Annotated in this window: 12 protein-coding genes and 2 pseudogenes; 3 read left to right on the plus strand and 11 right to left on the minus strand. The window is 68.6% G+C overall.

The genetic code is table 11. The features are described from left to right. The first annotated feature begins 159 nt into the window (after positions 1-159). Positions 160-1350: an LCP family protein gene (locus AC069I_RS21915; RefSeq protein ID WP_478266292.1), complete on the plus strand. Its 1191-nt coding sequence runs from the start codon at positions 160-162 to the stop codon at positions 1348-1350. Between the two features lie 363 nt (positions 1351-1713). On the opposite strand, the pseudogene AC069I_RS21920 reads toward AC069I_RS21915, so the two are convergent. After that, a pseudogene (locus AC069I_RS21920) lies at positions 1714-2870 on the minus strand (HNH endonuclease signature motif containing protein). A 357-nt stretch (positions 2871-3227) separates the two neighbouring features. Here AC069I_RS21920 and AC069I_RS21925 point away from each other — a divergent pair. Beyond that, positions 3228-4622 (plus strand): annotated as a pseudogene (locus tag AC069I_RS21925) (neutral zinc metallopeptidase); the annotation flags it as partial. Positions 4623-4695: 73 nt separating this feature from the next. Here the strand turns inward: AC069I_RS21925 and AC069I_RS21930 are convergent. From AC069I_RS21930 to AC069I_RS21975, 10 genes are all read right to left on the minus strand, one after another. After that, on the minus strand, positions 4696-5865 hold the full coding sequence (locus AC069I_RS21930) for an acyl-CoA dehydrogenase family protein (RefSeq protein WP_478266293.1): 1170 nt from the start codon (positions 5863-5865) through the stop codon (positions 4696-4698). A gap of 1 nt (position 5866) precedes the next feature. Next, positions 5867-6796: a 3-hydroxyacyl-CoA dehydrogenase NAD-binding domain-containing protein gene (locus AC069I_RS21935; protein ID WP_478266294.1), complete on the minus strand. Its 930-nt coding sequence runs from the start codon at positions 6794-6796 to the stop codon at positions 5867-5869. Continuing rightward, positions 6793-7539 carry an acetoacetate decarboxylase gene (locus AC069I_RS21940; RefSeq protein WP_478227361.1) on the minus strand — a complete coding sequence of 249 codons (747 nt, stop codon included), beginning with the start codon at positions 7537-7539 and terminating at the stop codon, positions 6793-6795. Before AC069I_RS21940 ends, AC069I_RS21935 begins: the two co-directional genes overlap by 4 nt. Before the next feature lies 1 nt (position 7540). After that, on the minus strand, positions 7541-8305 hold the full coding sequence (locus AC069I_RS21945) for a crotonase/enoyl-CoA hydratase family protein (protein WP_478266295.1): 765 nt from the start codon (positions 8303-8305) through the stop codon (positions 7541-7543). Positions 8306-8315: 10 nt separating this feature from the next. Continuing rightward, positions 8316-9473, minus strand: a complete 1158-nt coding sequence (locus AC069I_RS21950; RefSeq protein ID WP_478266296.1) for a CaiB/BaiF CoA transferase family protein — start codon at positions 9471-9473, stop codon at positions 8316-8318. Positions 9474-9665: 192 nt separating this feature from the next. Beyond that, the gene (locus tag AC069I_RS21955; RefSeq protein WP_478266297.1) at positions 9666-10574 is read right to left on the minus strand and encodes a LysR family transcriptional regulator; all 909 of its coding nucleotides are present in this window, start codon (positions 10572-10574) and stop codon (positions 9666-9668) included. A gap of 4 nt (positions 10575-10578) precedes the next feature. Beyond that, complete coding sequence (locus tag AC069I_RS21960; RefSeq protein WP_478266298.1) at positions 10579-11928, minus strand: HAMP domain-containing sensor histidine kinase; 1350 nt, start codon at positions 11926-11928, stop codon at positions 10579-10581. Then, the gene (locus tag AC069I_RS21965) at positions 11925-12614 is read right to left on the minus strand and encodes a response regulator (RefSeq protein ID WP_478227356.1); all 690 of its coding nucleotides are present in this window, start codon (positions 12612-12614) and stop codon (positions 11925-11927) included. The genes AC069I_RS21960 and AC069I_RS21965 overlap by 4 nt, the downstream gene beginning before the upstream one ends. A gap of 12 nt (positions 12615-12626) precedes the next feature. Continuing rightward, positions 12627-12791 carry a hypothetical protein gene (locus tag AC069I_RS21970; protein WP_340684001.1) on the minus strand — a complete coding sequence of 55 codons (165 nt, stop codon included), beginning with the start codon at positions 12789-12791 and terminating at the stop codon, positions 12627-12629. Continuing rightward, entirely contained in the window at positions 12788-13156 is a 369-nt protein-coding gene (locus tag AC069I_RS21975; protein WP_478227355.1) for a hypothetical protein, read from the minus strand. The genes AC069I_RS21970 and AC069I_RS21975 overlap by 4 nt, the downstream gene beginning before the upstream one ends. Positions 13157-13229: 73 nt before the next feature. On the opposite strand from AC069I_RS21975, the gene AC069I_RS21980 reads away from it, so the two are divergent. After that, on the plus strand, positions 13230-15023 hold the full coding sequence (locus AC069I_RS21980; protein ID WP_478266299.1) for a CocE/NonD family hydrolase: 1794 nt from the start codon (positions 13230-13232) through the stop codon (positions 15021-15023). Positions 15024-15033 lie beyond the last annotated feature (10 nt).

Raw genomic sequence — 15033 nt, forward strand, 5'->3', positions numbered from 1 at the left:
TCGGTCCGGCACTCGGTGTCGCGGCCGGTTGTCTGCTTGATCACTCCGGCTGGTCCGAACGGGCTTTAAGACCCGGTTATGACACGTTTCTCAGGTAATTCCCAGCTAACGCGGTGATCCTCGATCACGGGGGATCATTCACGGAAGCGGGGAGAAGTCGTGCTGCTCACGTCGCGAGGACGGCGGATCGGCGGCCGCGTCGCACTGGGCCTGGTGTCGACGGCCGTACTGGGTGTCACGGGTTTCGCGTGGACCCAGTTGAGCCGTTTGGACCAAGCGATCGTCACGGCCGACGTCATCGCGCCGTCCGCCCAGGTGCCCGAAGGGCCGGCGGGTGAACCGCTGAAGGTGGCGCAGAACATCCTGCTCGTCGGAATCGACTCCCGCACCGACACGAACGGGAACCCGTTGCCGCAGAACGTCCTCGACGCGCTGCACGCCGGGGACAGCGACGACGGCGGTGACACCACCGACACCATGATCGTGGTCCACATCCCGGCGGGCGGAGCGGGCGCGACGGCCATCTCGATCCCGCGCGATTCCTATGTGGACATCGCGGGCGGGCTCGGCAAGCACAAGATCAATTCGGCGTACAGTCGCGGCAAGAACGCCGCGATGAACTTTCTGCGCGCGCAGGGGCTCTCCGGTGCGCAGCTCGAGGTCAAGGCCAACGAGGCGGGCGCCAAACTCACGATCCGGACGATCGAGCAGTTCACCGGGCTGTCGATCAACCACTACGCGGCGGTCAACCTCGCCGGGTTCTCCGCGCTGAGCGAAGCCGTCGGCGGGGTCGAGGTCTGCCTCAACGAAGCGGTGCAGGACAAGTTCTCCGGGGCGTCGTTCCCGGCGGGCAAACAGCTGCTTTCCGGGCCGCAGGCGCTCGCTTTCGTGCGGCAGCGGCACGGGCTGCCCAGCGACCTCGACCGCATCGCGCGGCAGCAGGCGTTCCTTTCGAGCATGGCCAAGACCGTCCTGGATGCCGGGACGTTCACCGATCCCACCAAGCTGAGCGATCTGGTCGGCGCGGTGCAGGGTTCGGTCGTGCTCGACCGCGGCTGGGACGTGCTCAGCTTCGCGCAGCAGTTGCGGGGGATGAGTTCCGGGGCGCTGAAGTTCCAGACGATCCCGGTCCAGAGTCTCTCCCTGCCGACGCCGTCGGACGGCGACGCGGTGAAGGTGGATCCGGCCGAGGTGCAGGCGTTCGTGAAGGCCGCGCTGAACTCGACGAGCGTCGCCGCGGTGGGGGAGCCGACCGGCGGGATCGGGATCAAACCGGTCGCGGCCACCTCTTCCGTTGCAGCGCCGCCTTCGTCTTCCACACCGCCCGCGATGGCGGGCTGCGTGAACTGAGCGGTCAGCTTTCGGCCAGTTTCGTCCGGCCGTCGACGATCGCGAGGCCCAACTTGACCTGGGTGTCAGGCACGATCTCGCCGCCGGTTGCTCGTGAGACGCGAGGGCCCGGGATACCGGAGCGCACGGGTGCCGGTCATCGCTTCGATCGGTTCCGCTGGGCCGCGGGCGGGATGTAGCGCCGCGAATTGCTCGCAGATCGTGCTGTAGACCAAGAGTGATCCGATGCCGCCCTCGGCCACCAGGTGCGCCCGGCCGTCGACGGTGATGGTCTGGGTGCTCAGCTCGCCGCCGGAGGGCTTGTCTGAACTTTGGACATGCCGAGGGGCCCGTCGCCGGTGTGGCTGGCGGGCTCCTCGGGGTTCAGCGGTGGTGCAGGGTGTTGCGGCGGGGTTGTCGGAGCGGATCTCGGTATTGGGGCGGGATGAATTCCGGTAGCCTGTCGGCTGTCATGCGGGCTTGCCAGTCGCCGTGGTGGATCAGCCGGTGGTGGAACCCGCACAGCAGCACCAGATTCCGGGGATCGGTGGGTCCACCGTCTGCCCAATGGTGAATGTGATGGGCGTGGCAGTGCTTGGGTTTCCGATGACATCCGGGGAAGGCGCAGCCCCGGTCGCGGATGTTCAACGCACGTCGTTGGCCTGGCGTGACGAAGCGTCGTAGCCGTCCCACATCGAGGGGTTCTCCGGCAGCGCTCATCACCACGGGCAACATCAGGCAATCGCAGGCTGCCAGCCGGGCTTCGCGGGCGGTCATCGTGCCGGCGAAGTCCAGGCACGCGGTCCCGAGGCCGGTTTTGAGTTCGTCGAGTCCGATGGTGACATTGACGAGGGTGCGGTAGCCGCTGGTGCCGGGCTGGTCGGGGCAGGCGATGGCCAGGTCGAGGATGTCGGCCCAGGCGTCTCCCAGGCGTTCGCATTTCATCCGCGGATCCGCTTGGCCGAACTCGTCCACCGGCCGTGGCTGGGCATACGCCTCCAACGCGGCCGCGGTGCGGGCACCGGTCTCGTCGTCCAGGATACCGGTGAGTTTCCAGAACCCGTCCTTGCGGCGCTCCAGGGTGGCTTCCCGGCGCGGCTCCTTGGGTTCGGGATCCTTCGGCTCGTTGCCGTCCGGGTCCAGCAAGCCGAGCAGGTTCGCTTCAGCGTCCGCCAACTGGCGGGGACCGGCGTCGCGGGCGAGGGTGGCGAGAATCTTCTCCGCACTCGCCCGATCCTCTGCGGAGGTGTCGGCGGGGAGGTTCTTCACGATCTCCAGGATCTGATCGATCCGCTCATCCCCGACCAAGCCTTCGGCGGCGACAACGGCAGTAGCCGGTGCCGCAGCAGGAACCTCGGTGCCGTCCAACGCACGCGTGGGATTAAGCGCGATGGCCCGGTTCACCACCGAACGGGCTTCACCGACCGACAACCCCGCGATATCGGCGAACCAGTTGGCCGTACGGCCATACCCGTACAAGTCCTTGACGCGCCGAGACTCGATCTCCGCCAGGACCGCTGCACGCCATGCGCAAGCTCCAGTTCGCCGGCACGCTACAACTCCTGTGGCAACTCGGGAAGGAAAGCCTCGGACACCCCTCAACACTACCGCAAAACAATCGAACAAGCGTTCGCAATTTTAAGCAACAAGCGAAACGCGCGAACAACACTGAAGAGTGATTCGGCCGCGAAACCGCGACTACCCTAAAGCAATTAGTCGCCTAATTGCGCGGGACGACGCACATGTTCCGCCGGGAGCGAGCAGGCCGGGAGCAAGTAGCCGGCTAATTGCGAAGACGGGGCACGAGGCGGCCACCACGGAAACCGGCCCCAAGATTCTTTTGAACCGCGCCGCGCCGCCGTCCGTGTCACTGGCGTCGGGGAAGTCGCCGAAACGGGGATGGTGTGATGAAGCGTCGGCCGGGCTGGACGATTCTGGTGGCTCTCTCCCTCTGCCTCGCCGGTTGTGCCGCGACCGTGGGCGGGGTGGCGCAACCGGTGGATCCCACCCGGGTCGCCGGGCTCGAGATCACCGACGGCCCCAGTGGTCTCAAACCCGGCGTGCTCGACGCCGGTCTCCCGGTCGACGGTGGTGACGGCGGGGAGATCGACAGGCTCGCGGCCAACGCCGTGGCCGACGTCCAGCGGTACTGGCGCGAGTATCTGCCCGCGACCTTCGATCGCGCGTTCCGGCCGCTGGCCACTCTCGTCTCCTACGATTCGGCGGGTCGCGGGCGTGAGATCTGCGGGGCCTCGACGGCCGGGCTGGTGAACGCCTTCTACTGCTCGGGGCAAGACGTCGTCGCGTGGGATCGCGGGGAGTTGCTGCCGACACTCAACGACTCCATCGGCCCGGCGGCGGTCATGGCCGTACTCGCCCACGAGATCGGCCACGCCGTCCAGTTCCGGCTGGGTCTGCCCGCCGCGAGCCCGTCGATCGTCAAGGAGCAGCAGGCCGACTGCTACACCGGGGCGTACTTTCGCTGGGTCGCCGAGGGCAGGTCGCCGATGTTCCAGGTTTCCACCGGCCGCGGGCTCAATGAGGTGCTCACAGCACTGTTCCAGATCCGTGACTCCGCCGGGGTGGCTTTCGACGACGACGGCGCGCACGGCAACGCGTTCGATCGGGTTTCCGCGTTCCAGTTCGGCTTCACCGACGGGCCCGCCCGGTGCGCCGAGATCGACGAGCGGGAAATCGAAGGCCGGAGCACACAAGGCGGATTCGGTTCGGCCGGGGAGAACGTCCGCCTCGACGATCGTCAGGCACTCGCCGACCTCACCACCAGTCTGCGGCAGGCTTTCCGGCTCGCGGCCACCCCGCCGACGCTCACCACCGGAGCGGCCTGCGGTGTGACGGCGGAGGACGCGCTCGCGTCGTACTGCTCGGAGTCCAACCAGATCAACCTCGACCTCGACGGGCTCGTCCGCATCGGCACCCCGCCGCGCCGGGGGCGGCAGGGCGGCATCGGTGACTTCGCCGCGTTCGCGGAGGTCGCGTCGCGCTACACGCTTGCGGTCCAGCAGGAGGGCGGGTTCCGGCTCGACGGTCCGGTGGCCGCGCAACGCACGGCCTGCCTCACCGGCTTCTGGGCGTCGACCATCGTGGACGGCGGGGCGCTCACGTTGTCACCGGGCGACCTCGACGAGGCCATCGCCGAGATGCTGACGCGGAACAGCCTGATCGCCGCGGACGTCCGGGGCCGGACACTCCCGGCAGGCTTCGCCAGGGTCGCCGCCTTCCGTGACGGCTTCTCCTCCGGCAGCCAAAGGACTTGCGGCGACAAGTACCGCTAGACGCAAGTCCGTGAAGGCCTCCTTCCCTACCCTCAAGGTAGTGAAGGAGGCCTTCACGGACTTGGCCCTCAGGTCATACGAAAGCGCTCTGGCCGGTGATCGCCTTTCCGACGATCAGCGTGTTCATCTCCCGCGTGCCTTCGAACGAGTAGATCGCCTCGGCGTCGGTGAAGAACCGCATGATGTTGTTGTCCAGCACGATCCCGTTGCCGCCGAAGATCTCGCGGCCCCAGGCGACGACTTCCCGCATCCGCGAGGTCACAAAGGCCTTCGCGAGTGACGAGTGTTCGTCCTTGAAGATCCCGGCGTCCTGCAGCCTCGCCAGTTGCACCAGCATGCCCCACGACGCGGTGATGTTGCCGAGGCTCTTCACCAGCAGGTCCTGCACCAGTTGGAACCGCGCGATCGGACGGCCGAACTGCTGGCGTTCCTTGGCGTAGTCCAGCGCCAGTTCGTAGGCGCCGATCATCACGCCCAGCGCCTGCCAGGCCACGCCGCCGCGGGTCGCGCGCAGGATCTCGGCGACGTCGCGGAACGAGTCGATGCCCTGCAGCCGGTTGGCCTCCGGCACCCGGACGTCGGTCAGCGTGATCTCGGCGTTTTCGACGATCCGGAACGCGAACTTGTTCTCGATCTTGACCGGCACGAACCCGGGCGAGTCCTTCTCGACCACGAAACCCTTGACGTGGTTGTCCTCCTCGTCGCGGGCCCACACGATGACGAGGTCCGCGAAGGTCGCGTTGCCGATCCACTTCTTGGCGCCGTTGAGGATCCAGGTGTCGCCCTCGCGGCGCGCCGTCGTCCGCATGCCGCCCGCGACGTCGGAACCGCCGAGCGGCTCGGTCATCGCGAAGGCGCCGATCTTGTCCATCGCGGCCATCGACGGGAGCCAGCGGTCGCACTGTTCCTGGTCACCGCCCGAATGGATGCTGTACATCGCCAGTCCGTTGTGGACACCGAAGAAGGTGGCCACCGACGGGTCCGTGCGGGTCATCTCCATCGCCATCATGCCGCTGAGCAGGTGGCTGGTGGCCGGAAGGTGCTCGCCATAGCCCTCATAGGGCAGTCCGGCGACGCCGAGTTCACGGAACTTGCCGACGAGTTCGTGCGGGAACTCGCCCTTGGCCCAGTGATCGTTCACGAGCGGCTTGACCTCGGCGCGCATGAAGTCACGCGTCTTGAGCAGCAGCTTGCGCTCCTCCTCGGGCAGCAGGTCCTCGTAGGCGTAGAAGTCGGCGGTCATGTCAGTTCTCCTCCTTGTCGGCACTGTCCAAAGCGGACAGCACCGCGAGCTGCTTGCGGTCGCGCGCCTCGGCGAGTTCCGAGTACGTGGAGGAGCCGTAAGCGGATTCCACGGCTTCGATGAGCCGTTCCTGTTCTTCGGGGGTCTGCGAGGGCGTGCCGAGGCCCGCCCACATCTTCTTCATCGACTCGCCGATGTGCTCGGCCATGTGCCGGTACCCGCCGGGGCCGCCGCCCAGATGCGAGCCGAGGAACGGCCCGACCGTGGACCAGCGGATGCCGAGCGAGTTCGTCATCACCGCGTCCAGTTCGGACGGTGACACGACGTCCTGTTCCACCAGGTAGATCGCTTCGCGGCTCAGCGCGTTCTGCAGCCGGTTGCCGACGAAGCCGGGGATCTCCTTGCGTTCCACCACCGGCGTACGGCCGACGAACCGGTAGAACCCCACGGCCCGCCCGACCGACTCCGCGCTCGTGCGCTCGCCGGGGACGACCTCGACCAGCGGGATCAGGTGCGGCGGGTTGAACGGGTGTCCGATGAGGACTCGCGACGCGTCGTCCAGCTCAGCCGCGAACGCCGTCGAGGGGATCGCGGACGACGAGCTGAGCAACAGCGCGTGCGACGGCGCTTCGCGGACCAGGGTCGCGAACAGTTCCTTCTTGAACTCGACGTTCTCGGGCCCGTTCTCCTGCACGACATCCGCGTTCCGGACCGCTTCGGAGACGTCCGCTGCGAGGTGGACGCGAGGGGAGAGATCCGCGACGGTCCGGCCGAGATGCGGGGCGAACGCCTCCAGCGCGCCGGCGACGGCGTCGGCGAGATCCGGTCGCGGGTCCGAGACCCGGACCTCCATGCCGTGCGCGGCGAACAACGCCGTCCACGAAAGGCCGATGGTGCCCGCGCCGATCACCGCGGCGTTCCGAAAAGTCATGACCGTGCTCCCTTCAAGTAGTCGAAGACCGGCTTGACCGGGGCGAGTGTCAGGTCGGTGAGGATGTGGCTCGCCGAAACGACCTCCAGCACCGGGAGATCGGCGAGCGGGGCCAGCACGTGCTGGAACAGCTGCAGCCGCGCCGGCCCGGTCCACGCTTCCTTGACCGCCACGTCGGTGATCTCGGTGCGGACCAGCTCGAAGACCCGGGGCGATCCGTCGTAGTCCGGGATGGTCTTGAGCATGAACGTCGGCACGGTGATCTGCGTTTCGGCCTCGCGGACGTCCAGCCGGTGGTGCTTGTAACCCATGGTCGCGGTCGCGACGCGCTGGCTGCCGTAGTCGAGCGTCCCGACTAGCGCGCCGTTCTCGGCGAACAGCCTCGGCGAGCCGATGGTCTTCGGGTAGGCGCTGATCTCGCGGCCGGACGCGGTGGCCGGGAAGTTGTCGAGGTACATCGCGTGCAGGTACTCGCCACGCTCGCCCTCGAAGCTCACCGGGATCGCCTGCCCGGACTCGGTGTAGGGCCCGTAACCGCTGACGTCGCCCATCTTCATCACCTCGAACCGCACCAGCGGCTCGTCGATCTCCAGCGGCTCCGGCACGACGGCGCGCAGGGCGTCGGCGTCGGTGCGGTAGACGATGTTCAGGTACTCACGGTTCGTGAACCGGGGTACCACCGGCGCGTACGCCGGATTCGTGAGCGGCGTGGTCACGTGCCGGAGGACTTCTTGCTGTTTCATCTCACTCACCTGTCCACTGTGGAGCGCGGCGCTCGGCGAAGGCCCGCATGCCCTCGCGGACGTCGGCCGACTTCATCAGCGCCGGGAGGTCCGCACGCTGGGTGGCAAACGCTTGCGCGTCGGGAACTCCGTCGGCGGCGCGGACGATCTTCTTGACCAGGGCCAGCGCCAGGGGAGCGTTGGCGGCGATCTGTTCCGCGAGTTGCAGAGCGACGGCGGCGGCCTCGCCGCTCGGGACGACCCGGTTCACCAGACCGAGGCTTCCGGCGCGTGCGGCGCCGATCGGCTCGCCGGTGAGCAGGAACTCCATCGCCAGGTGGTGCGGGATCCGCTTCGGCAGCCGGATCACGCCGCCACCGGCGGCGATCAGCCCGCGTTTCACCTCGGGCATCCCGAACTTCGCGTCTTCGGCGGCGACGATCAGGTCGCAGCCCAGCGCCAGTTCGAAGCCGCCGCCCATGGCCCACCCTTCGACGGCCGCGATCAGGGGCTTCGACAGTTCGGCCTCGGTCAGCCCGCCGAACCCGCGGCCGGGGACCTCGGGCGATTCACCTTTCAGCGCCGCCTTGAGGTCCATCCCGGCGCTGAACGAACCGTCCGCGCCGGTCAGGACTCCGGCCCGCAGCGCGGGATCGGACTCCAGCAGGTCGAGTGCCTCGGCCAGACCGGCGGCGACGGCGGCGTTCACCGCGTTGCGGGCCGAGGGCCGGTCGATCGTGATCAGCAGCGTGCCGCCGACCCGTTCCGTACGTACTTCGGTGCTCATGGTTTCTTCCTCAGCGAGTGGTGGCGAGTTCGCGCAGGACTTCTTCGGTGTCCTGCCCCGGCAGGGGAGCCAGCCGCCGGACGGAGCCGGGGGTCGCGGAGAACTTCACCGGGATGCCGATGGTGCGGATCGAGCCCTCGCTCGGGTGCTCGACGACGTCGAGCAGGTGGCCGTCGCGGACGTATTCGTCGTCCTGCGCCTTGTCGAGTTCGAGGACGGGGGCCATCGGGATGCTGTGCTTCGCGCAGACCTCGGTCCACTCCTCGGTGGTCAGCGCCGGGGCGCATTCGGCGATCATCGCGGCCAGCGCCTCGTGGTCGGCGCCGTCGATCGCGTCGCCGTTGACCCGTGGGTCCTCGGCCAGTTCCGGCCGTCCGGCGGCGTGGAAGAAGTCACGGAAGTTCCGCGGGTTGTACGGGATCACGCAGGCCATGCCGTCCTTGGTGTGCACCGCCTGGTGGCCCGGATTCAGCGACGGGCTGAAGCCGGTCGGGCCCTCCGCGGGCTCGAAGACGTGCCCGGCGAGGTGCTCGACCAGGTTGAACGCGATCAGCGTGTCGGTCATCGGGATCTCGACCCGCTGGCCCTCGCCGGTCCGGTCACGGTGCACCAGCGCGGCGAGCACGGTGTAGGCGATGGTCAGGGAGGAGACCTTGTCGCCGATGATCGTCGGCAGGTAGACCGGCTTGCCCAGTGCGCGGTTCGCGACGTCGACCAGCCCGGACGACGCCTGCACGGTCTCGTCGTAGGCGGCGTGCCCCGCGCGGTCGGAATCGCCGCGGAACCCTTGCGCGTGGGCGTAGATCAGGCCGTGATTGCGCGCGGCGAGGTCTGCGTAATTCATGCCGAGCCTGCTCAGCGCGCCGGGACGCATATTGGTGATCAGCACGTCTGCGGTGTCGATCAGGTTGAGCGCCTGCTCTCGCTCCTCTTCGTCCTTGAGGTTGAGGGCGACGCTGCGCTTGTTGCGGTTCACGTTCAGGTTGAGCGGCGTCATCCCCGGTGTCGTGCGGAACCTGCCCACCCGCACGGTGTCGGCGGGGGACTCGATCTTGATCACGTCGGCGCCGAGGTCGCCGAGGATCTGCGCGGCGTACGGCCCCATGACCACCGTCGAGAGGTCGATCACGCGAACGCCGTCCAGTGGGCCGGTGGCGGTCTGAGTCATTTTGCTTCCCTTCGCCGTTGTTCGCTCTACAACCGAAGTTAGGCGCGAATAGCGGTAAAGGGAATGATCAAGAAACGAAGAATGGTATGACCGCGGTGGTCATACCATTCTTTGCGGCTCGTGAGTGGTAAGGACGGTTAGAACCGTCCTTACCACTCACGAGCCCCGAGTCGGACCTGGACCTTTGCCGCCTCAGGTCGAAAGCTGTTCGGCGAAGATCTCGCGGACCGCTTCGACCAGTCCGGCGAGGTCGCCCTCCTCGGCGCGGTCGCGCCGCCAGACCAGTGCGGTCTCCAGCTGGGGCCGGAAATCCGAGAAGGGGAGGATGGTGGCGCCGTCGACAAGGAACAGATGCATCGGGCTGGCCGGATCCAGCATCGTGATCGAGAACGACGAACCGTTCGCGACCAGCTCGGAAATGCCCGAATATTCGGTTCCGCCGACTTTGAGCCTTTTCCTGATGCCCGCCTTCGACAGGGTGTGGTCCATATCGTCCGAATAGGCCGGAATGCTTTCCGATGCGGACGGGATATAGGACAGATCGCTCAATTCGGCGATGGTGACGGTCTCCCGTCCGGCGAACCGGTCCGCCGGGACGACGGCGCCGAGCCGCTCCACCTGCACCGGGACGATCTCCAGCGCGGGATCGACGACCGGCATCCGGACCAGCGACAACGCCAGTTTGCCCTCGTGCACCGCGGCGACCAGATCGGGTGTCGTGCCCGGCCAGCGCTTGAGTTCGAAGCGGTCGCGGCAGCGTTCTTCGAGGCGTTTGACCCGTTCCCGCAGAGCCGGGTGCACGCCGGCGGGGATGCCGATGAACACGGTGCTGCGCTGGGGTTTCACCGCTTCCTTCAACCGCCAAGGGATCGCGTTGACCTGTTCGAGGACGTCCCGCGCGATCGGCAGCAGCGCGGAGCCCGCCGCGGTGAGCGTGACGTGATGCGTGCTGCGGTCGAACAGCCGGTGACCCAGTTCGTGTTCGAGATCCTTGATGCGCTGGCTCAGCGGGGAGGCGGCCATATGCAGTCTTCGGGCCGCCTGGGAGAAGTTCAGTTCCTCGGCGACGGCCACGAAATACCGCAGGTGCAACATCTCCACGTGCTCACCCTAACCGCAGAGCCACGGTGAACGCGGCGCCGCCTTCGGGCGCCGGGCCCGCCGTCAGCGTCCCGCCCATGCGGGTGATCAGCCCGTGCGCCAGCGCGAGCCCGATACCCGAACCGACCGGGCGGCGGTCGCGGTAGCGCTGGTTCAGCACCCCGCGCTCGAACGCGACCGGGTAGTCCTCCGGCGCCAGACCGGGCCCGCCGTCCCGCACCGCCAGCCGGGCCTGCCCGCCGGCCGCCACCAGGGAGAACATGATCGGCGCGCCCGCCGGGGTCACGCGCAGGGCGTTCTCGGCCAGCCCGTCGACGACCTGGCGGAGCCGCCGCGGATCGGCGACGACCGGGACCTCGCCGGGCGGCCGCTCGACCAGCAGCGTGACGTCCTGCCGCGCGCACCGCAGCCGCCAGACGTCCGCGCATTCGTCGAGCAGCGCCGCGAGATCGAGGCGCGCCGGGTCGAGGCGGAACTCGTCCGCGCCGAGCCGTGCCAGTTCCAGCAGGTCGCTGACCAGTCGTTCCAGCCGTTCCGCCTCGCGATGGATGGTCCTCCCGGCGCGCCGCGCGTCCTCGCCTTCGGCCACGCCGTCACCGATCGCCTCCGCGAACCCGGTGACGGCGGTCAGCGGTGTCCGCAGTTCGTGCGACACCGAAAGCAGGAACTCGCGCTGCCGAGCCTCGCTGTACTGCAGGGCGTCGGCCAGTTCGTTGACCGATTTCGCCACGTCCGCGACCTCGGACGGCCCTTCCACCGGAACACGCAGGTCACGGCGCCCGGCCCGCATCCCGTTCGCCACCGACGCGGCCCGGCGCAGCGGCCGCGACAGCATCCGGCTCAGCAGCAGCCCGGCGATCGCGGCGACCGCCAGCCCGGCGCCGAGTGCGAGCACGGTGTTGCGCACCAACGTCCTGCCGCGCGCTTCGCCGATCTCCGTCGACTGGACCAGGGCGAACGCGGCACCTCTCGCGCCAACCGCGCGGACTTCGACGAGGTACTGCCTGCCTTCGACGACCACTGTGCCCGAGCGGGTGAACCCCGTTTTGGTGGCGGCGATCGCCGCCACCGTCCCGTCACCGTCGACCGTCCCGTTCGGACGGCGGACGACGACGTCGATCCCTTGTCCCCGAACCACTTCCGCGGCCTTTCCGACACGGAGCCGGTTGCCGATCCCGGTCTCGTCGAGCTGGCTCGCGACCACGTCGGCCTGCGCGGAAAGCGACTGCCGGAGCACGTCGCTGCCCGTGGTGCGGATGAGCCGGGCCGCGACCAGTCCGGCGACCACCACCGCGACCGCGGCGACCGCGAGGCACACCACGGTGATCCGCAGCGCGAGCGAAGTCCGGTTCATCCGGTGTCCGCCGCGTAACCGATCCCACGGACCGTCCTGATCGGACTGTGCTCGCCCAGTTTCCCGCGCAGCTGGGCGATGTGGACGTCGACGGTCCGCGTGCCCGCCGACGCGGCGTAGCCCCAGACGGAACTGAGCAACTGCTCGCGGCTGAACACCTGACCGGGCCGTCGCACCAGATGGGTGAGCAGATCGAACTCGGTCGACGTCAGCGTGATCTCGGTATCGGCGGCCCAGGCACGACGCTGGGTGACGTCGACGCGCACGCCGCCCGCCGTGTAGGTCTCGGCGCGCGAAGGCGCTCCGGCGGCGCGGCGCAGGACGGTCCGGACCCTTGCCGAGAGCTCACGCGGGCTGAACGGTTTCGTCAGGTAGTCGTCGGCGCCGATCTCCAGGCCCAGCAAGCGGTCCAGCTCGTCGTCGCGCGCGGTCACGAACAGCACCGGCGTCCAGTCGCCGTCCGCGCGCAGCGTCCGGCAGATCTCGATACCGTCCATTCCGGACAGTCCGATGTCGAGCACGATCGCGACCGGGCGCAGCCGCCGGATCGTGGCCAGCGCCGCGCCGCCGTCCGCCTCCACGTGCACGCCGAACCCGTCCCGCCGCAAGTACAGCGAAGCGAGTTCGGCGATCGCGGGGTCGTCCTCGACGACCAGCACCAGCCCGCGTCCCGGTTGTGTCGTCACCGGCCGATCCTGTCACGGGGCGGGGTCGCCCGCCATGTCCTGCTCGATCGAGTCGAGCGTGTGCTGGACGTCGCTCAGCTCACCCGGCGCCGGGCTCGAAGCGGGTTCGTCGTCGGTGCACGCGACCGCGCCGAAGAGCGCGAGCGCGGTCAAACCGGCGGCCAGGAGACGTTTCACTTGCCCGCCTTGCAGTGCGCGCCCGCGAACGCGTCGAGCTTCTGCTTCGCCGCGGTGAGCTCGGGCAGCCTGCCGTTGCGCTTGTCGGCGCGCTTCTGAAGCTTGTCGGCGGCGTCGTTGTGCCCCTTCTTGCGCTGGCCCTCGGCCCTGGCCTTGAGATTCGCCACCGAACCGCGGATCTCGGGGCCACCGTTGATGCGTTCGGTGAGTTTGGTGGTGCGCTGGGTGAGTTTCGGCAGCCATTCGGCGCACAACTGCTGGGACTCTTCGGGGCTCAGGGTGATCGGTGCCTGGGCCGAGGCCGCGGGAGCGAGAGCGACGAGGCCGGCCGCGGTCAGGCAGACGGCGATGGTGTGTTTCAGCATGCGAAGAGCGTCGCGCGGCCGGATACGAGGAATGTGGGGGAAATGTTCGGGTTTCGTAAGCGATACTCGGACGATGGGGCTCAAGACCTTGACCGCCACCGTCGTGGCGACACTGCTGCTCACCGCCGCACCCGCCGTCGCGTCACCCGTGTTCGTCCTGCGTGACGGCGTCAGCGAGCCGGTGTTCTCCTACGAGAAGGCCATCCGGGAGACCGCCTGGGTCGAGACCGGCCAGGACCTCGACCGCGACGGGCGGACCGACCGGGTCGCCGCCGACATCATCCGCCCGGCGGAACCGGCCGCGCGCGGTCAGCGCGTTCCGGTGATCATGGACGTGAGCCCGTACTACGAGAAGGTCGGGCGCGGCAACGAGCGTCAGCCGAAGACGTACCTCCCCGACGGCACGCCGTCGCAGTTCCCGCTCTTCTACGACAACTACTTCGTCCCTCGCGGATACGCGGTCGTGCTGGTCGACGTCGGGGGCACCAATCGCTCGTCCGGGTGCTTCGACGACGTCGCGTCCGGCAACGGCGTCGTGAACTGGCTCAACGGGCGCGCTCAGGCTTTCCGCACGCCGTTCGGCCCCGAGCGCGTGCGGGCGGAGTGGGCGAACGGGGCGGTCGGCGCGATCGGGAAGTCGCAGGACGGGGCGACCGCGATCGGGATGGCCGCGTCCGGGATCGAAGGCCTGAAGACCATCGTGCCGATCGCCGGGGTCAGCTCGTACTACGAGGTCCACAACTCGCACGGCGCCTATTTCGGCTGGGCGGGCGGCCCCGGTTTCTACAACGAGCGTGCCGGGAAGCTGTGCCGTCCGTTCGAAGAGGACAACGCGCGCCGCGCGGGGACGGACGGGAACTTCAACGACTACTGGCGCGAGCTCGACTACGTGGCGAAGACCGGCAAGGTGCGTGCGAGCGTTTTCGCGTCGATGGGCTTCCACGACCTCAACGTGAACCCCATCCAGTTCGGACCCTGGTGGGAGGCGCTGAACGCGCACGGCGTGCCGCGCAAGGCGTGGCTGCACCAGGCGGCGCACGTCGACCCGTTCGACCTCGACCGGTCACGGTTCGTGCGGACGCTGCACCGCTGGTTCGACCGCTGGCTGCTCGGCGTCCGCAACGGTGTCGAGACCGAGCCCGCGATCCGGATCGAGCACACCCCGGACCGCTGGACCGACGAACGCCGCTGGCCCCCGGACTCGCGGTCACGCACCCTGTGGCCCACGGTGTCGGGTGGGCTGGGGAACCGGCCTTCGTCAGGTTCCGCCGCGGTGACCGACGATCCGGCGCGCGGAGCGTCGCAGTGGGTGGAGAACCCGTCGGAGCCGAGTCCGGATCGGGTCGTTTTCGCAGGTGAGCCAGTGCGGGCGGATACCCGCGTCGCCGGGACGGCCACCGTCACGGTCACCGCCCGCTCGGACAAACCCGCCGCACGGATCGGCGCGGTGCTGGTCGACTACGGCCCCGCGACCGCGCGGAACACGAAATTCCCCGCGCTCGGTACGAAGAACCTGACCACCCGCTCCTGCTGGGGCGCGGGCACCGCCGCGGACACCGGCTGCTTCCTCGACACCGTCGCGGATCTGACCACTGTGGACAAACGGATCGTGGCGACCGGCTGGGCGGACCTCGGCCACCACCGCTCACTGTGGCGGGGCGAACCGCTCGTGCCCGGCAAGGCGTACACGATGACCTTCCGGCTGAGCAGCCTCGACCACGTCGTCCCGGCGGGGCACCGGCTGGCCCTCGTCCTGGGCGGGACCGACGGGGACATGTTCGACCCGGCGCTGCCCGCGCTCGGTGCCCGGGTGACCTTCGAGCTGGGCGCGACTTCGCTCTCGGTGCCGGTCGCCGGGCGCATTTAGTCCTCTGAAT

The organism is Amycolatopsis sp. NPDC043885, assembly GCF_056435685.1.